Source organism: Vibrio sp. Y29_XK_CS5 (genome assembly GCF_024181835.1).
In the GTDB taxonomy this organism is placed as follows: Bacteria; Pseudomonadota; Gammaproteobacteria; order Enterobacterales; family Vibrionaceae; genus Vibrio; species Vibrio harveyi.
The window spans coordinates 33,975-51,616 of the sequence record NZ_JAMZAM010000013.1 but is presented as its reverse complement, the minus strand read 5'-3'; the positions used below and the strand labels follow the sequence as shown (position 1 = coordinate 51,616).

The 17,642-nt window shown below is 45.7% G+C and carries 17 protein-coding genes; 14 read left to right on the top strand and 3 right to left on the bottom strand.

Annotated elements, in window-relative coordinates; translation table 11 throughout:
* Nucleotides 1-436: 436 nt before the first annotated feature.
* The 3 genes from NL647_RS26040 to NL647_RS26030 all read right to left on the bottom strand — a co-directional run bounded on the left by NL647_RS26040 (nucleotide 437) and on the right by NL647_RS26030 (nucleotide 3,934).
* Complete coding sequence (locus tag NL647_RS26040; protein WP_253650846.1) at nucleotides 437-1,264, bottom strand: hypothetical protein; 828 nt, start codon at nucleotides 1,262-1,264, stop codon at nucleotides 437-439.
* A 1,417-nt stretch (nucleotides 1,265-2,681) separates the two neighbouring features.
* Nucleotides 2,682-3,740 (bottom strand): hypothetical protein, encoded by a 1,059-nt coding sequence (locus NL647_RS26035; RefSeq protein WP_253650845.1) that lies wholly within the window; start codon nucleotides 3,738-3,740, stop codon nucleotides 2,682-2,684.
* 53 nt (nucleotides 3,741-3,793) lie between these two features.
* Nucleotides 3,794-3,934 (bottom strand): hypothetical protein, encoded by a 141-nt coding sequence (locus tag NL647_RS26030; RefSeq protein WP_172963237.1) that lies wholly within the window; start codon nucleotides 3,932-3,934, stop codon nucleotides 3,794-3,796.
* A gap of 500 nt (nucleotides 3,935-4,434) precedes the next feature.
* Between NL647_RS26030 and NL647_RS26025 the strand changes: the two genes are divergently transcribed.
* The 14 genes from NL647_RS26025 to traN all read left to right on the top strand — a co-directional run bounded on the left by NL647_RS26025 (nucleotide 4,435) and on the right by traN (nucleotide 17,616).
* Nucleotides 4,435-4,629 (top strand): TraY domain-containing protein, encoded by a 195-nt coding sequence (locus NL647_RS26025; RefSeq protein WP_253650844.1) that lies wholly within the window; start codon nucleotides 4,435-4,437, stop codon nucleotides 4,627-4,629.
* A gap of 858 nt (nucleotides 4,630-5,487) precedes the next feature.
* A complete protein-coding gene (gene traA / locus NL647_RS26020; RefSeq protein ID WP_253650843.1) occupies nucleotides 5,488-5,775 on the top strand; it encodes a type IV conjugative transfer system pilin TraA in 288 nt (95 codons plus the stop codon).
* Nucleotides 5,776-5,781: 6 nt separating this feature from the next.
* On the top strand, nucleotides 5,782-6,084 hold the full coding sequence (traL, locus tag NL647_RS26015) for a type IV conjugative transfer system protein TraL (protein WP_253650842.1): 303 nt from the start codon (nucleotides 5,782-5,784) through the stop codon (nucleotides 6,082-6,084).
* A gap of 14 nt (nucleotides 6,085-6,098) precedes the next feature.
* Nucleotides 6,099-6,674 (top strand): type IV conjugative transfer system protein TraE, encoded by a 576-nt coding sequence (traE, locus tag NL647_RS26010; protein ID WP_253650841.1) that lies wholly within the window; start codon nucleotides 6,099-6,101, stop codon nucleotides 6,672-6,674.
* On the top strand, nucleotides 6,661-7,446 hold the full coding sequence (traK, locus tag NL647_RS26005) for a type-F conjugative transfer system secretin TraK (protein ID WP_253650840.1): 786 nt from the start codon (nucleotides 6,661-6,663) through the stop codon (nucleotides 7,444-7,446). The genes traE and traK overlap by 14 nt, the downstream gene beginning before the upstream one ends.
* Complete coding sequence (locus tag NL647_RS26000; RefSeq protein WP_253650839.1) at nucleotides 7,436-8,971, top strand: TraB/VirB10 family protein; 1,536 nt, start codon at nucleotides 7,436-7,438, stop codon at nucleotides 8,969-8,971. Before traK ends, NL647_RS26000 begins: the two co-directional genes overlap by 11 nt.
* A gap of 5 nt (nucleotides 8,972-8,976) precedes the next feature.
* A complete protein-coding gene (gene traV, locus NL647_RS25995; RefSeq protein ID WP_253650838.1) occupies nucleotides 8,977-9,369 on the top strand; it encodes a type IV conjugative transfer system lipoprotein TraV in 393 nt (130 codons plus the stop codon).
* Between the two features lie 2 nt (nucleotides 9,370-9,371).
* On the top strand, nucleotides 9,372-9,734 hold the full coding sequence (locus tag NL647_RS25990; protein WP_234352468.1) for a hypothetical protein: 363 nt from the start codon (nucleotides 9,372-9,374) through the stop codon (nucleotides 9,732-9,734).
* 17 nt (nucleotides 9,735-9,751) lie between these two features.
* Nucleotides 9,752-12,301 carry a type IV secretion system protein TraC gene (traC, locus tag NL647_RS25985; RefSeq protein ID WP_253650837.1) on the top strand — a complete coding sequence of 850 codons (2,550 nt, stop codon included), beginning with the start codon at nucleotides 9,752-9,754 and terminating at the stop codon, nucleotides 12,299-12,301.
* Nucleotides 12,285-12,980 carry a type-F conjugative transfer system protein TraW gene (traW, locus tag NL647_RS25980; protein ID WP_253650849.1) on the top strand — a complete coding sequence of 232 codons (696 nt, stop codon included), beginning with the start codon at nucleotides 12,285-12,287 and terminating at the stop codon, nucleotides 12,978-12,980. The genes traC and traW overlap by 17 nt, the downstream gene beginning before the upstream one ends.
* A complete protein-coding gene (locus NL647_RS25975) occupies nucleotides 12,980-13,441 on the top strand; it encodes a hypothetical protein (protein WP_085319431.1) in 462 nt (153 codons plus the stop codon). Before traW ends, NL647_RS25975 begins: the two co-directional genes overlap by 1 nt.
* Before the next feature lie 358 nt (nucleotides 13,442-13,799).
* Nucleotides 13,800-14,810, top strand: coding sequence for a conjugal transfer pilus assembly protein TraU (gene traU, locus NL647_RS25970; RefSeq protein WP_253650836.1), 1,011 nt, complete (start codon nucleotides 13,800-13,802; stop codon nucleotides 14,808-14,810).
* A 256-nt stretch (nucleotides 14,811-15,066) separates the two neighbouring features.
* A complete protein-coding gene (gene trbC, locus NL647_RS25965; RefSeq protein ID WP_253650835.1) occupies nucleotides 15,067-15,780 on the top strand; it encodes a type-F conjugative transfer system pilin assembly protein TrbC in 714 nt (237 codons plus the stop codon).
* 36 nt (nucleotides 15,781-15,816) lie between these two features.
* Nucleotides 15,817-17,616, top strand: coding sequence for a type-F conjugative transfer system mating-pair stabilization protein TraN (traN, locus tag NL647_RS25960; RefSeq protein ID WP_253650834.1), 1,800 nt, complete (start codon nucleotides 15,817-15,819; stop codon nucleotides 17,614-17,616).
* The last annotated feature ends 26 nt before the right edge of the window (nucleotides 17,617-17,642 follow it).

Below are 17,642 nucleotides of genomic sequence, written 5' to 3'. Positions count from 1 at the left end.
ACCACGGTTGATTAAGGCTTTGTTGTACTGCTTCCAGTTAGTTGTTTTGTAACGAGGTTTAGGCATGAGGCTACGACGATTGATGGGTGTAGCCGATCAGATCGTAGCTTCTAGATTTAGTTCCATAGATTTAAGCAACAAAGCCCCAGTGATGTGTCAGAAGCCAGCCTAAATCGTCGCCAAACCATAGGACTGACATCACGAAGAGCGACTTTAATAATGTAAGCTTTCATTCTGGCGTACCTGTAGAGCAGTGTTAGATACCTAACATGTTACTGATATTTCGATGATTGTGAATCAAACAGAGCGTTCAGCTCCAGTAGTGGAAAAGCATTACGGCACGAAAAAGAAAGATCTAGGATTTGAATGGGAAGAGAGTGGTTACATTATGGGTTTGTTTCGATAACCCCATCTAAAGTTAGATGGGGAATTCTCTTTACCAGCAGTTATGTTGCGGAGCTAGGGGGCACTCTGTTACTGTCACTACACCACCATCGGTTGGAGGGATTGATAATTTATATCTCCATAAATAATTATTAATAATCTGCCATCGGTCATGACTTGGAATGCGAAGAGATTTGAAATTAGCATTAGTTCTATTTAATGGTATCTCATTTCCAGACTCATCGACTACCTGTAATATTTTTATAATAACGAAGTCATATGTATTTGTTACTTGTTTTACTTCAAAGGTAGTGCTCCCCCCTCCAGCAAACTTTAGTGTAAAAGTTTGCTGGTAAGGACCGTTTATTAATCCAAATGTGTAAGCGAGAGTTTGGACTGTACTATTAAATTGGGAAATTTGACCTTGTAAAGAATTGTTGAGAAAGTTTTGAAGATCTACAACACAGTAGCTACAACCAACGAACTCCCAAGGATCTTTTATTACGTCTTTTGGAATGACAAGATCAGATGACATTAAGTTCATTTCTTCTTTACTTTGTATCACATCATCTAATTTTTCCTTTAGTTCTTCACTAGGGCTTATTCTATTTTTTTCGATGTAGAATGTACCATTAGAATTCTTTTTAGATACTAAATAAGATGATGACTTTAAATTCACTAAATCTACAATATGAACTTTCTTTCTAATATTTTTCTTTGAATCTGATTCTGATATATTTTTTAATCCCCAAGAGTCTGCGGCAGAAGATATATCAGCAGATGAGCATTTATTACAAGAAATATATTCATCTGCTTTTGCTACTTCACCAAAAGAATAACTTGTAAACAATATTCCAATTATAGAAAATAACTTTTTCATATGGAACCTCAGCGGCTAATTTGTCAAGTTGATATTACTCCCAATAGTTTTCATGCGCAACGGATTTTATAAAACTACTTGCATTTTGGTAAATGGAGCCAAAAACAGGGTAGGAAGTGTGGTCGTAAAAGTTGAAGATCTTTGGAATTTGAGAGTCAATGGAACAATTTTGGAGTCACTCAACTCAAAGGATATTCGTATGCATTAAGGATCGATGATGTCAGTTTAGGGTCGTAGATGACGGAAAGTAAGCACATACCTTGACATCTAACTAGGGTTTTGTGCCCATTTCAGCGATAAGTCCAGACTTGGCTCTCAGACTATACCCTGTAAGGTCTAGCGAAATTATGAATATAACAGATACTCCTGAGTGGTTTTTGTACAAACACCGTTATGAGATTGGTGTGTACTTCTAGATACAGCCGTTATTGAGTCTAAAAACATCATATGTCATGACTTATTTGTCACACTTGCCAGTGTCATAACTTAAATAGCGGTAGCTATGCCTACTTTGATTCGCAAATCCATAGGTATTAACTGATTATTCTGTTGAAGCTGATTTACTGTAACGCCTTTACGGATAAGGGATGAAGCAGCCACATTGGACTTATCGCTGAAATGGGCGCAAAACCCCTTTGATGGAGCTCTACGCCAGAACCGCCGAAATTTCCCCTGACAGATGCAAAAAATACGTTACAACGCAACTTTATCAATGTAATTAATATCGTATTCAACTCTCTTTCTTTGCGCAAGATCTGTGCAGATAAAATAAGATCCACCGCCCTGTCATTTTTATTCCATGAGTCGCTGTGCGACGAATACTAGAACGCGCTCGCGCAGCGAGTAAGACGCTCTCCAACCACTCAATATGAAGCCTAATGGTCTGATGAAGGTAACGGCACAGAAATTGCCCTTCGCCTTGCTAGAATGCGCGAGCGAAGCGAGTAAGACTATGCGATGAAGTTAATGCGATCGCAGTGTTTATCGCTTTGCCTGGTGGGTGCGTTTTTGCCCCTAAAAATCTGCCTCCGTCTATTTTTTAGCTCTGTACGTAATAGTGATTTTTAGGGGAGGTATCTTATGCACAGCGAAGCGTGCGACTTATTAAGTGAATATATTTATATATTCCTAATATAAGTGATTAATACGCTAGTAATTAATCCTTAAAGAATCCCGGCTCAATCAATATTCCTAATTCTAAGGTCTAAATTAGAAACCTATCGACAAGGTTATCCACAACACCCAAATATCGATGAAAACCACCGGTATCTGAGCACAAAAATGAGGGTGGTACACAACTACCATCATCGACATGAGCAAAAATGTGGGGAAAAGATGAAGAAAAGCAGACCGATGCTAGCGTGATGCCAACACAAAAAGCCGCATTCAAGCAGCTAATTCAAAAAGGAAGGGGAGGTTAATGCCAGGAGATCGCCAGCTCAGGCAACACATCCTCTCCATAAGGGTTTGGATCTGGCGGACGTCCTTGTGGATAGCGTAATTGGTTTAAACGCCACAAGTGGTCTTTGCGTTTCTTAGTCCAGAATCCGTCTGAGAATGGGCTGTACGTGGCAAAGATATTGGAAAGCTTCTTATTTGCCATCGCTTCTTTTGCGTATGCCAATGATTCTTTCATCTTCTCTTGGAAATGAATGCCAAACAATTCGATAAACTGATGGGTAAACCATTTATAGGCTGCTTGAGATTTAATCGAAGGAATTGCCTCAATCTCTTTTTCACTTGCGCCTTGCTCACGCAGCTCTTCTCGAAGCACGGCAGCTTCTGGCTGCGCCAAATAGCAAGCCTCAACTTCTAAAAAGCCCGCTAGCTTGAGCATTTTTACCACGTCATTGTATTTGGTTCTTGAAATCGGTTGACGCCAAATCTGAGAGTACAGACCTCGAAGTTCATAGTGAGTGATCCCACGTAGTAGTTCGTTACCATGCTCATCAAACACCGGTTGCTCATTTTTACTCTTATCCGCATAGCGCCCAATACGATGACCATCAATGTTCATCGTACAAAACATGGTCGTCACGGTCTGCACGATCGCGACACGTTGCTTAGCTTGAAGGGTTTTTTGACCGCTTTTGCATTGATGTAATCCCATCAAACGCCCCTGATGGCATCGACGTGGATCATCGATGAAATCACAAAACGCCAGCAAGATACGCATCTGAAAGTAGGTGAACCACTTCATCGGCTTACCGTTCTTCTTACATTGAGGTAAACCATACTCTTCCAAGTATGCCAGGATCACTTCTAATGAATCGCGCTCATGAACTTTAAGGCGCATCTCATCTTGACCTTCACGCTGGTATTTTTCATACGCAGCAAAATACTTGTCTGGAATTTTTCCAAAGCACAGCACACGAATGTGTAAACGACACAATCGAGATTCGAGTGATTCATGAAAGCGAAGATGGTGTGCAAATTCTGCACTGCGATCACGTGGGTTGCGGTTACTTAGCGGCATAACGCCCCCTTGCACCACACTGGCAATCAAGTTTTATTAGGGTAGGGGAGAGGTTAACAATCCACATGAGACTCACCCTCTAAGCCATAACCGAGCAAGATCAGAGTGCGTTCATCTGATGTCCATGCGGTTATTACTGAGGTCTTGAGTCTGAGGGTCGCTTGCCATAGGCAAGACACAATTGGCTTATTCATGTTTTGATTCCGAAAGATTTTTAGGGTTGTTTGGTTTCTCACGCCAAACAATGAATATTCAATTTACACAAGATCTGTAAAAAGGTCAAATTCTTAAATTTGAGGCACAAAAAAGCCGTTCACTTTCGGGAGAACGGCTACTTTGCGAATGCTATCTAGTTAGATTGAGGGTCTAACACACTCTCAATCCTTAAAAAATACACTACATAGAAAACTATGTAGTAGCGTGCTATGTAATGCACTTTTCGCTTTAAGGATTTGGCTAAAGTATAGCGCACTTACTTTCTTAGTCTCAAGTCCTAAATCACATTTTTAAAAAATCGCTTAACATAATTTATATTATCCGCATTTATATCAATAACTTAGATGTCAATTCTATAATCTGTGATAAGCAATCACAGATTATACTCCATTGATACTTATTTCATAGCATTTATATTTTATAAATTGCGCACTCATCAATCAAAAATAAACAATTAACATATACTTTTCAATTTCTTATGACACATTCGCGTTATATAAATTATGTTAAATTAGATAAAAGTGAAGCAATTTTGAGTAAAGCGTCATCAGAGCCAAAAGGCACGCACGTCAACGTTGAGTTATCGGGCAAACATAACCAAATCCTTGAGAGCTCTAAGGCTCAGAATAACCGAACAAAACGTGCCGAGGCCACCTTGAACTTTTTGGTGTGAACTGGGAAGTGCCAAAAAACAAACCGTAATTTTTTCAAAAAAAGATCCCGAAGTTGGATCGCTTTGCGTTAGCTCACTCCTATATAGCCTTTCCCTGAAAAGCTTTATAGGAATGCGATTACCGCAACTGTAAGCGCGAAGAACCGCGCAGGGCGGGTTACTCCTAAGAAGGCCGAAAACCTTCTCCGATACATAAATCGGGAAATGTGCGAGCCGTATGCTAGGCGATGTCCGTATCTGTCAGGAGCGGGAATGTAGCATCTGTAATCACCAATATGACAGTAACGGTGATCCGTCGCTTTCGAGCGGTTATATCGAAGAAACCTTTCTATTTTAAGCTCGCTTTTGGCTGCTATAACGAGGCGAAGCCTCTTGTAGAGCCAAAAGGAGTACCGCGCCAGCGGATTGAACTCACCGCACTCTCAGACTGAGAGGCAATTTGAAAGACGTTGCTCTGGCGACCTCTTTCAAATTGCGGTAGCACCCCGTCCTTAACGGATTTGTATATAAAATTTTAGCCGCTACCGCAATTTACCTCTTGGACGCTTTAAATGTTCACTGACCCAATATGGGTTGTGCTCTTGAAAACAGCACAGAAAACCTTCTGTTCACAGTAAAACTGTGAGTGATGCCAACACTTCAAAAATAAACCGTTATACCTCTGGGCGTCAGCCTTGTAAGAGCACTTATCGCGCAGTCTATTGGCAGTAGGCTGAAAAAGAGCAAGCGGCCCGACCAAAGCACCCATGCCCCATCCAAGGCCAGTGAGCATTTAAAGCGTCCACTTAATATTTCAATACACCGCCGACGGCACCAACAACGAAGCGGTGACTCTCTCATCAACCAAGGAATAATGTTATGAACACACGAACTCAACGCACTTTGGCTTTTGCTCTCGGACTTGCCGTCTCTGCGATTTTAGTAACGCAGCCTGCTTTAGCTGCCGATATTTTTGCTAGTGGTAAACAAGCCATGAAAGATACCGCGGGTAAAGGCTCTTCGGTAGAAACCGCCATGCTAGGCACTGGACTTGTCGGGGCCGTCGTCACAGGGTTAATGAGTCGCAACTGGTTTGCAGCACTTGGCGGTTTTGCTGGCGGCTCTATTTTATGGAACGTCGGTGCGCCTTTAGTTGGGCTTGGGTAAGCAGTGATGGAAGACCCTCATCAGTTTTTCTCTATCCCTAAGCACATGAACAAAGGACGCCGATGGCTCGGCTTCCCAGTCGATGAGATTGCGCCTGCTTTCTTTATTTTTGGTCTCGCTTTCTGGCTTAAGCACGAAATGATAGGGCTGGCGTTATCAATGGCTTGGTTCGGTGGACTGCGCTACATCAAAGCGCAATACGGCGACAACATCATCATCTTGTCCCTGTATTGGTGGGGCGCTTCCTTTGTCAGTCCTACTTTCTTTAAATGCACTCCGCCGGCTTGCCGACGCTATTGGATTTTCTAAGGAGCCAACCTCTTATGGACCCGTATGTAAAACGGGATAGGTTAGCCATCAAAAGCCTGCTCAACTTCTTATTGGTTGCAGGCTTTCTTGCTATGCTTATCACCAACTTGGTATTGGGTTACACCAGTTATCAAGCCCTAACCCATCAAAGTCGAACCCTCATTCCTCCGACCGTTTCAAAAGCGTTTACTGTCTCCGATGGCGCCGTCGATGAACCTTACCTTGAGCAGATGGCGGATTATTTTCTCTACCTAAAACTCAACGTCACCCCTGCCAACGTCGCACGTCAGTTTGGACAACTCCTTGAGTATGTCGATAAGCAAAACTGGCATAGTGTGCAACCTAAGCTACTTCGTGAAGCAACGGTGATTAAAAAAGACAACATCAGCAGTCAATTTTCTGTCGAATCTATCCGCATTTCGCTCGATACCCTCCAAGTGCAGCTCTACGGCAAACTGCAAAAGTACGTAGGACAGCGCGCTTTAGAGCCAGAAATGAAATGGTATCAGGTCAGCTTTAGCTATAAGCATGGCGTGATAGCTTTACTATCCATTGAAGAAGTCGAGGTCAATACCGATGAATCTTTATGAGCAATCATTAACTCCACAGCAGCGATGGCGTTATCACTTTATCTCTATCGTCTTGCTGCTGGCGTTTTTTATCGCCCCCTTTGCCATGGCGCAGAACGCATCTAAAGTCAGTTATGAATTTGCCGAAGGTGACACGATACCCTTGGCACTCTCTTCAATTAACATCAACCGCTTAGTGGTCAAAAATGACCGTATCATCTCCATTGTTTGTCCAAAAGGGTTTTGTACCTCATCAGGCAACCAAAAAGACGCCTCTGGCTCTATCACCTTAAAAATTAACATTGCTTTACCCTTTACTGCGCACCTGACCACAGAAAAAGGACGCTTGTTTGCCCTATTTATCACCCCAAAAGCCACCCCGGCGTTAGTAACCGAGTTTGTCTGGTCTGAAAGTTACAAAGAACAGCAAAGTTCGATAGAGCTTGCTGCAGATTATCCCGCCGCTATGACAGCTCTGACTAAAGCCATGATGCGTTTTGTCCATGATGGCTCACCCATTGCCGGCTTTAAACGTCATGACGTTGACCCCAAAACGCTGCCAAAAGATGAAAGTAAACTTGCCATCATTCCTCAAACCGTCTTTGTTGGCAGCGATTACTCTGGCGTGATTTACCAGCTCAAAAATCAAGGGAGCAGCGATATGCCTCTCACAACCGCGCAGTTTTACAGCTATTCCGCTCGTTCAGCCGCGCTTGAGGCTTACCACTTAGCCCCTGGACAAACCACAACGCTCTATCTCATCACTGGAGGAGGTGCAGCCCATGTTCGATAAACAAAGAGACGCTTTGAATGGGTTTAAGAAACGTTTTTTCAAAGACACTGACGGCGACTTTGAGCAAGGGGGAGAAGTCAATGCAGCCACACAAAAGCGTAACCGCAACATCACGTTTGTGGCGCTAACCGTCATTGGTGTGATTGCCTTCGCGGTTTGGCGATTCACCTTGCCTTCCGAGCCAGAGCAAACCCAAAACGAAGCGGTAGGATTTGGCGCTATTGTTACTGACGACTTTACCGATAAGGACAACCAATCCGCCCTCACCTTTCAGCAAGATAAAATTAACCAACTTGAGCAAAGCCTGACCAAGTTTGAAGGTACACTCAATCGCATTGGTGAAAGTTTAAAATCTGAAATGGATAACCTCAAAACCACCACAAAGCGCAATCAAGAGTCACAGCTCGCCGGACTAGAGCAGCAGATGCAACAAAAGCTTGATGAAGTGGACGCGCTCAAAGCTGAACTTGAGGCGCAGCTTGCAGCAGGTCCCGCCATCAACCCAAATCAACCTTATGAGTCGAACACGGCTCAAGGCGAGGTGTTCGGCAAATACAAACTGCCGGCAAAATCCGCCATTAGGGACGATGTGGATGCGAGCAATATTGATGAGTTCACCTACCAAAGACAAGATGATATCGCCTTTAACGGCGATGCGTTTGATAGCTTTGAATTTCATTGGCAAGCCAGCATCGATGAGAAAAAATCCCGTCGCACAACCGATAATTATGTTCCGACAGGCACTTTTGTTACCGCCGTAGTGACAGGCGGCGCTGATGCTAACGCCGGCGTTTCAGGTCAAGGGGATACCTCTCCAATTGTCTTTCAGACCGTCAATCAAGGTATTTTACCTAACGGTAAAAAGTCTAAGCTGGGCAACTGTACCATTACCGGGGCGGTTTACGGTGAAATCTCATCCAGTCGTGGCGTCGCCCGAACTAACCGCATGAGCTGCATTCAAGACAACGGCGATATCTTAGATATTCCTATCAATGCCACCGTGTTTAACTTTGGTCGCAATGGTATCCGCGGCACCACCATTTTGAAAAACGGTAAAATCGTTCAAATGGCCGGTATTGCGGCCATTTTGCAAGGTGTGGGGGATGCAGGTAAAGCGCTGGCTCAAACCACCACTCCTACGGCTCTGGGACCAAGCTCCAGTGTTGACCCCGATAAAATCGGGTTAAGCCTACTTGGCGGCGCAACAGAAGGCGTAGGTAGCAAACTGGCTGACTACTACATCAAGCTGGCTGAGCTTTACCACCCGATTGTCGAAGTGAATCCCGGCGCCGTAGTGAACATTGTCTTTTTAGAAGGCTTTCCGCTCGATCCGCTTCTTGCCGAGGAGTACGAGACACGTATTAACGAGCAGCGAGAACAAGTCTCCAGCACCAATCAGATACTCGATGTCATCACCAATGCGCCAACCCTGCCCCAAGTCAACCAAACTGCCCCAATCAACCCATTAGCGCAAAAACTCACCCAACAAGGGTTAAACAGCGTGGGCTTTGGGCGTGAGGAGTAACCATCATGAGATTGAAACTTTTATCTTACTTATCTTTTGCATTATTCACGCTAACTGGCTGCAGCGCTGGCTTTGACAGTGAATACAGCTGCGACAAAGTTGGCGGCGTTTCTGGCTGCGTCACCATGAACGAGGTACGAGACAACTTGTACGGTTACACCGGTGATAATGCCACGATAAACAGCCATACAAGAACCACACCACCGAGCGCGTTCACCCTACTGCCAAGGCGAAACCGAGATGGAGAGCCACAGCGAAGTCAAGAAGAGGTCAAAAAGCTCACCATCTTCCCTTTTATCGATAAAGATAACCATTATATCGACACCATGGACGTCTACTTCGTCTTGGATGAAAGTCGTTGGTCAGGACGACCAGCACGTGCTATTTGGAAGGATTAACCATGAGACGAACACTAAAAAAAGCATTCATGGCATTATTGGTGTTATGGGGTGTATTACTGAGCAGCGCTTTAGCCCAAGTAGCGCAGTTTGTTGCCTCACATTTTGATGCCAGAGACTACGCCATTGCAAACTATATCGCCTCTCAACCAGCTCAAGCAGAGCCAGCCATCACCCAAGCCGTGCAACACTGCCTAGAACCATCAACGCTGAAAACAGACTCGCTCTCCATACCACCGCCAACACCACCTATTAGCGTGTATGAGTGCTTGCGCCAGCAAAATCAACCAAAGCTCGCTATCGATATACAGACCAGCGACAGCGCAATGCAAAGCGTCAGCTGGCCACTGTCTCTGTTTTGGTAACTGAAAAAGGAATATCCATGTTTTCCACCTCAACTAGCGGTCTATCTGCCTTATTCCAAGAGGCAAGACGCGCCCAAAACCACCTTCACCATGAACTGCCGTATCGAGACTACGACCCTATAGAGCACGTCTTTGAAAACACCCACTCTCGCGGGTTTGGATTTAAAATCAGTGTGCTTGGCGGTGCAAATGATGACTTAATTCAGTCACTCAGCCACCTTGTCGGGGATTTACCCGAAGGCGATAAGTGGGATTATCAAGTCCAGCTATTTGGTCATAACCGCGTGGCGCATTACTTAGAGGGCAATCAACACCTACTCAGTCAGCGTGGCGGCATTTGTCAGAAGATGGCGAATGATGATGCCATTTATGCCCATTACGCTGCGCAGCACGGCTTTTTGCACAGACAAAAGAACAACAGCTTTGACCTTCGCGACTACGACGCCTTCTTTTTTGTTTCGACCACCGAAAAAGACCCGCAAGAGCTGCTTGATGCGCGCATGACATTAGAGACAGGACTGGCGCAGCTTGGCTTTGATTTGCTGCCCGTCACACCAGAGATGCTGCTTACAGGCGTTGGAGATATCTTAAACTTTGATAAAATCCAAGACAGACCGAAGGAAAAAAACTACAACCCACTAGAGCCGTTAAATCTGCAAGCCTTATCGCCAGACACCGAAGCGCTGACCCATCGAGGTCATATTGCCACCCGTCACACCAACGACCAAGGGGAAGAGGTTCACACTCGTATTGTCAACATGGGACTGTCAAGACTGCCAGGCGATTATCGCCTTTATGCGCTGCCAGAGGCATTTTCCTCTATCCGCAACGTTTCACGTAATATCACCTGCCCTCATCGCGTAACATTGAATTTCCGTAATGAGCCAACGGGTAAACAAAATGCAGATAATGACAACAAGATAAAAGACCTCACCAAAACGGTGAACAGCCAAATGGCGCTGCTCGCGCCAACGGCAGAAGATGAACTTAAAGAGCGCAAAGCCCTACAAAAAGGCCTTTTATCCAAAGAGTTCACCATTGCCTCCATGGTGTTGACGGTCTCTCTCTTTACGGACAAAAACCGTCAAAAGAAAGACACACAAGCAGCAAAAGAGTCTTTCAGTAATGCCGGACTCGATATCATTCCACTGAAAATGAATCAGCCACAAGCGCTGCTCTCCACTCTGCCTTTTATGATGAGTGAAGGACTATGGGGTGACTGCAAAAAAGCCGGGCGAGTTCGCACATTAAAAAGCTCCAACCTGGTTAACTTCTTTCCGCTCATCATGGACTTTTGCCAGCTCAAAGGCGGGGTATTGCTTCCAACCATGCGCCAGCAAATCTCTTTCTTTGACCCTTTTACCTGTGGCAGTGATAACCAAAACATCGCCTTAACCGGTGGCTCTGGGGCAGGTAAGAGTTTCTTAGTTCAGGAGATAGCCAAAACCGTCTACGCCATGGGCGGTAAAGTGTGGATACTCGACAAAGGTGTCAGCTATAAAAAAATCACCCTGAGCCTTGGTGGCACTTACATGACGCACGCCAACATCTTCTTAAACCCATTCACCCATCTTGGCGCCATGCAGGACGCTGACTTTGAGTTTGTGGACGACGAAGGCAAGCCAGTAGACCCAATGATGGAAGCGCTCGATAACATCACGGCTCTGTTTGCGACCATCGCTTCGCCTTACACACCACTGACCGCATTTCAGCAAAGTGTGTTAGGCGATGCCATCGTGACCGCATGGGAGCGCAAGGGCAACCAAGCACTCGTGGATGATGTCAGAGATGCGCTGATTGAGATTGCCGGAGAAGAGAGCGATCGACGCATCAAAGACATTGCCGTGCAGCTGAAAAAGTTCTGCACTGACGGCATGTATGGCGATGTGTTCAACAAACCTTCCATGCTTGACCCTAATGTGGACATCACCACCCTAGAGCTTGATGGATTCCCACCTGCCGTTCTAAGACCGGTTATCTTTGCTCTAATGGTCTCGATTAACCAGCAGATGTACCTATCTGGCTCTCGCTCAACGCCAAAGATGTGCATCATTGAAGAGGCGTGGAGTTTGCTGTCTGGAGCTAACGAGCAAGCCAGAGAGTTCATCAACACCGGCTATCGCACAGCGCGTAAGTTCGGCGGCAGTTTTTGTACCGTGACTCAAGGCATTGAAGACTTCTTTAGCAGTGAAGAAGCCAAAGCGTGTTACAACAACTCCGATATCCACATCATTCTTCGCCAAGGTGAAGGCTTTGATAAATACCTAGCCCAAAACCCCGACGCCTTTTCAAAGTATGAGCAGCAACTTATCAAAAACTTTGCTCCCTCAGCGATTGCAGGCTACAGCTGCGCACGCATCAAAGCCGGGGGGCACGTGACCTACCATCGCTTTTTTGCTTCACCAGTAAAACGCGCCATGTTCTCAACGGAACCCAAGGAGTTTGAATACTGTGAAAATCTTTATAAACAAGGCTTGCCACTGGAAGAGGCCATTGAACAAACGTCCATGCACTACTACGGCAAGGAAATTGAGGCATTTAACCAAGCGATTGGGGCGCACACTTAACTCGCTGCCTATTATCCTCGTAACGGGTATTGCCGCTTTTAACGCTTATGGAAAAGCACTGGGGCAAGTTGCCCCGGTCTTTCCTATCGGTGAAATTGACATGCTTGAATGGATTGACCACAGGCTGAGACAATTTGAAGCCAATGGTAAGCTGGCTGACATGCAGGAAGCGTTCACTCAGCGAGTAAAGAAAAGCATTGAAAACCCGCCGCCCGTCGAAGGACTGACGAGTACAACCAACCCACGTACCTTTTACGTTGACCCAAGCATCACTATCCCTAAAGACATCGTTGTACCCGCCACCGGGCAAGTCATCGCCAAAGCGGGCACTAGGGTCAACCCCTTTGACAGCCGAACGTGGCCAAAGGCAGACGACAAAGACATTCTGCCTAAGTTTGAGCTTAGTAAGGTACTGGTATTTTTTGATGCCAGAGATGCGCAGCAAAGGCGCTTTGCCAGCGAGTACCACAATGATAAGCCTATCAAGTGGGTACTGACCGCAGGGAGCCCAAACCAAATGGCAACCTTACTCGATGCCAGAATATACTTTGCTCAAGACGGCTTTTTGGCCAGCCGGTTGAACATTACTCATGTTCCTGCCATTGCTTATCAAGAAGGCACACGCTGGCGCATCGATGAGGTTAACGTCTCAGGCTTGCAGCCCTTGGAGATAGAGTAATGACAATCCAAAAACGATGGAAAAGATTGCTCTACGAAATCACATTAGCAGGCATTGCGCTTCGTAGACAAGATTATCAAGAACTCGATCCACAAATTGCCCCTGCAGTACACGCACTTAACGCCATTGAGGGCGTGGCGACCATCGGCTCTTGTCAAGGGCATGTTGCCTGGTTAACGGGACGGTTTTCTGCACCTTATCTCTATTTTACTGCACCTGTTTGGTTTGCTAACCAACTTTGCCAAAAGCTACAAACATCGCCATGGCATCTCTCTGCCATGTTCAACAACCGTTGCCAGCTGTGTTTTCATCTCACTCACAGGCGCTACCGACAAGCGTATCGCTCTCTTGTGCCATTCTCATTGACTTACCACCTTGGATATCATCGAGAAAAAGCCGACAAAGAACTTGTTCAGCTAGCCCAACTGATCTCAACGATAGAGGAAATCAAAGTAACCTGAAAAATAACAATACAACCCGACGGTGCCGAGCAAGAGAATAGAAACTATCTTCTTTGCTTTTTCTATACCAAACGGATCTGGCTCTCCACAGTGTATACAAGCTCTAGAATTTGAGGATATAGAGTCATTACAAACCCTACAACTTTTTAAGGATGCCATATAAGACCTCATAAATGATTAAATTTCGCACCAGAGTCTAACACAGCATAACTGACTTGGGACTGTGCACCTCCATTGATCATGCTTCCCATATCACTTCTTTGTCTATTCACCAAGCTCGCTTTTGACTGCTATAACGAGGCGAAGCCTCTTGTAGATGCAAAAGGAGTACCACGCAACGCGTGGAAAAGGACGCCTAATGAAACAGCGACACTTTCCTTTATTGCTGTGCTGCCTATTGGTTTTTATTGCACCATCCACCCTAGCAGCCAGTGCGGCGTGCAAAAGCCGCTTTATCAATCCCATCACAGACATCTGTTGGGACTGTTTATTTCCCATGACCATCGGCTCTGCCACCGTGATGCCTTCCAAATACCCCGACACCAATAACCCGACAATGCCGATATCCTACTGCCCTAAACCGCCGCCTATCTTTGTTCAAGTTGGGGTAAATATCGGCTATTGGGAGCCTTATGCCTTAACCGACGTCACCCGCGTGCCTTATTGTATGGTGAATATGGGCACACAGCTTTCTGGTGCAAACAGCCAAAAAATAGGAGGACGTGTCACCGCTCGTGACAGCGACAGTAGCGACGGCGGCTTTTATCATGCGCACTGGTATAAATACCCGGTCATTTACTGGCTGCAATTGATGCAATCGACCGCGTGTATGGCAACGGATAATTTTGATGTGGCGTACATGACGGAAATTGATCCACTTTGGGACGATGACGAGCTCTCGCTCATACTCAACCCAGAAGCATTACTCTTTGGCAATCTGGTTGCACAACTTGCTTGTGTCCCCGAAGCGATGCTCACCTCCACGAACGTTGCACTGCCTATTGATGCGTTATTTTGGTGTCTGGGCTCACAAGGTAGCGCGTATCCATTGACGGGAACAACTAACTACCGAGATACTCCCATTCAAGCCGCAACGCTGCTCATGGAAAAGCTGAATTATAAGCTTCACAGGCAAGGCATTGTGTGGGAAACGCGCGGTGAGGACGGAGCAATTTGTTACCAGTATCCCGACCCAATTTTACCAAAATCTCGCTACCGCTATCAGATGTCGTCACCCACCCCTGATGCAGCGTGGTGCCACCCTTATACGACCACAACCACCCTGTGGGAAGCTGGACACGATAACCCCGTAACAGGGGATAATTTTGGTTTTGTTCAGTGGCGAAAACGCAACTGTGTATTTTTGTAAGAGGCAATCATGACTTTTTCACCACCGATATTACAAGGCGAGTCAGAATTGTTTATTGCCAGCAACTTGAGCTCTCTTGAGGACTTTTTAAAGACGGACATAGCCAACCACAAGCACATCTATTGCTGCTTTCCTTTGACGCATTTCTGTTTCTCGTTTTGCAAAGACCTCAACGCCCGCAAAGTCTGCTCAATCAGTTTTCAAGACGCTCATACTCTCTATCCACCATTTAAACGCCCATGACCAAGGGGGTAATATGATCATATCATCGTTTGAGAGCGCCTTGTGGCGCTCTCTTATTTTTCTGTGCTTGTTTATATCGCTGCCTAGCAACGCTTATACAGAGCAAGAACTCAAAGCTTTTGCCAAACTTGAGCAAGCGCTTAGCCAGCAAACTGACACGGCAAATCAATGGCCGATTGACCAGGTGCAAAACCAAGCCAATGCCTATAAGCGACAAGCGCTTGATGCCAGCCAAAAAATTCAAGCCTTAGTAAAAGAGGAAAGCCTCTCTCCATTGCTCGGCATGCAAAAACCCACACGTAATCCAGACCAAGCGCCCAAAGGTGTGATGGTATTTGTATCACTGACCATGCCAGACACAGCACTAAAACAATTGCTGACGCAAAGTGAGCATCTCGGCGTTCCTCTTGTGATACGTGGTGTCTTGCCAGAAGGTTTTCCAGCCACTGCCAAGCGCATCGAGTCATTAATACGCTCACCAAACCAAGCACCAATCCAGAGTGGATTTTCAATCAGTCCTGATTGGTTTAAGCAGTTTGATATTACAAAGGTGCCGGCTTTTGTATCGGTCAAGTCAGGGCGTTGTCTGCCAGAGCAACCTTGCTCCAATACTGACTACGACATTCTTTATGGCAACATCTCGCTTTATCAAGCGCTAGATTATCTCGCCACGGGCGATGCGCAGCAAAACATTCACCCTCTGCTACGCACCCTTTATTCGCAATGAGTTTTTCTTACCATCACTTTCGATGAGGTGTTCCCTATGCGCCTATACCCTTGGACTGTGCTCGCGCTCAGTCTTTTCTCTGCACCGGCTTTGACCAGCGAACAACAAACCTTCACTGATGCCACAAGCTGGGCGAAACAAACAGCAAACCAAGCTCTAAAGCCTAGCTCGCTTCCCCTTAATATCGACGACTACTGTAAAGACGCAGCTTGCAAAAGAGAGATACGAAACCCTAAAGAGTCTCGCCTCTCTGACAGCGACATCAATAGCCAAAAAAATCTCGCTTTTGCAAAAGATGAGACTGCCCAAGCAATACAGAATAACTTCAATAAGGGTGAGCCTGATATAAAGAACGACCCGGCGATGCGCTTTGCTTTGATTGGTCAAGAAAATGCCTTTGAAATCACCCATGGCATTTCTAACGCCTACGTTGATTGCAAAACTGGTCAGCAATGCCTTAAAAAATCGACACCTAAGGTATGTTCGCAGCCAACCAACACCCCCGTACCTTGCAATGAAACAGCGATATTAAATAACCCACAACTTATTACCGGCATTACGCCTTATCAACCCCGTATCTATCAGCACGCTTATGTTCGCCAGTATGAATTTGATAATGCGACATTACCGAAAAAAGCGCAGACGATTATTTCTGTCACTATCCCCATCGTCTTTGCCGATGACAATGCGGACACCACGACAGAGTTTTACCTTAACGACCACCTTATCTATACGCACAGAGGAATGAACTCATCAACATGCGACCCTGACTTTGAAGACTGTGATGAAACGGCCACGCCAGGCACAATCAACTTTTCCCCGCCATTATCTCTCGCAACTAAAGCTGTCACGTTCTCTCGCATCATAAAAGTACAAGGAAAAGGAGCTCGTACTCTCCCTAATTGGTCAACGCCGAGCAACATGACTGGACGCATTGTATGGGGGTATACCGATTATGAAGTAACTTGGAGCAAGCAGTGCGACCGTCTCATCCCTCAATGCAAGCCCATAGGGCGCAAATGCATTGAAGGAAAAGAAACACGCAACATTGATGGTATTGAGGTCACGCTGGATTGTTGGAAATACCAAACACTTTATCAGTGCCAAATGGCAGATACCTGTCAGTCCTTACCTAGTGAATGCGAAACAGTAAAAACGCAGTGTAGCCTTAAACAAAATGGTGTGTGTGTTGAGCAAGAGGTAACGAAGAACTGTTTTGAGAAATCATGCCGCGCCACCCAAATGCAGTGTGGTGAACAATCCTTTTGCCTTGATGGCGATTGCTACGTGGAAGAGCCAAAACTCAATGGCAACTTTGATAAATCCGTCGCGGCACTGGCAGGGCTTGCCGAAGCGGTAAAAGATGTCGGCGACCCGCCTAAGATATTTACGGGCAAGCCCATGAAATGTGACAAAAAACTCGCAGGCTTTAACGACTGCTGCAAAGACTCAGGATGGGGACAAAGCCTGGGAGCAAAATGCAGCGAAGGTGAAAAAGCATTAGGCAAAGCGAAAGAGAAAGGATTAACCCTGTATGTAGGGCAATACTGCGCCAAGAAAGTCCTTGGGGTTTGCACACGTAAAAAACGCAGCTACTGCGTCTATGACAGCAAACTTGCCAAAATCATTCAAGAGCAAGGTTCTATCGGGCAATTAGGTAAAGGACTTGGCAGTGCCAAAAACCCAACTTGCGCTGCCATCACTCCAGAAGAGCTCGGTCAAATCAACTTTGAGCACATCGATTTTTCAGAGTTCTACCCAGAAATGCACGCCAACACCAACTTGCCTAACTTTGATGAAATCAAGAAACGACTTCAAAGTGCAGCGGGCGGTTAAGCCGACCTTCATTAACAAAGTAAAGG

Excerpts from the sequence above, each read along its gene's own strand:
- NL647_RS26040 (WP_253650846.1), bottom strand. The coding sequence starts at position 1,264 with ATGAAAAAGTTATTTTCTATAATTGGAATATTGTTTACAAGTTATTCT.
- NL647_RS26035 (WP_253650845.1), bottom strand. The coding sequence starts at position 3,740 with ATGCCGCTAAGTAACCGCAACCCACGTGATCGCAGTGCAGAATTTGCA.
- NL647_RS26030 (WP_172963237.1), bottom strand. The coding sequence starts at position 3,934 with ATGAATAAGCCAATTGTGTCTTGCCTATGGCAAGCGACCCTCAGACTC.
- NL647_RS26025 (WP_253650844.1), top strand. The coding sequence starts at position 4,435 with ATGACACATTCGCGTTATATAAATTATGTTAAATTAGATAAAAGTGAA.
- traA (WP_253650843.1), top strand. The coding sequence starts at position 5,488 with ATGAACACACGAACTCAACGCACTTTGGCTTTTGCTCTCGGACTTGCC.
- traL (WP_253650842.1), top strand. The coding sequence starts at position 5,782 with ATGGAAGACCCTCATCAGTTTTTCTCTATCCCTAAGCACATGAACAAA.
- traE (WP_253650841.1), top strand. The coding sequence starts at position 6,099 with ATGGACCCGTATGTAAAACGGGATAGGTTAGCCATCAAAAGCCTGCTC.
- traK (WP_253650840.1), top strand. The coding sequence starts at position 6,661 with ATGAATCTTTATGAGCAATCATTAACTCCACAGCAGCGATGGCGTTAT.
- NL647_RS26000 (WP_253650839.1), top strand. The coding sequence starts at position 7,436 with ATGTTCGATAAACAAAGAGACGCTTTGAATGGGTTTAAGAAACGTTTT.
- traV (WP_253650838.1), top strand. The coding sequence starts at position 8,977 with ATGAGATTGAAACTTTTATCTTACTTATCTTTTGCATTATTCACGCTA.
- NL647_RS25990 (WP_234352468.1), top strand. The coding sequence starts at position 9,372 with ATGAGACGAACACTAAAAAAAGCATTCATGGCATTATTGGTGTTATGG.
- traC (WP_253650837.1), top strand. The coding sequence starts at position 9,752 with ATGTTTTCCACCTCAACTAGCGGTCTATCTGCCTTATTCCAAGAGGCA.
- NL647_RS25975 (WP_085319431.1), top strand. The coding sequence starts at position 12,980 with ATGACAATCCAAAAACGATGGAAAAGATTGCTCTACGAAATCACATTA.
- traU (WP_253650836.1), top strand. The coding sequence starts at position 13,800 with ATGAAACAGCGACACTTTCCTTTATTGCTGTGCTGCCTATTGGTTTTT.
- trbC (WP_253650835.1), top strand. The coding sequence starts at position 15,067 with ATGATCATATCATCGTTTGAGAGCGCCTTGTGGCGCTCTCTTATTTTT.
- traN (WP_253650834.1), top strand. The coding sequence starts at position 15,817 with ATGCGCCTATACCCTTGGACTGTGCTCGCGCTCAGTCTTTTCTCTGCA.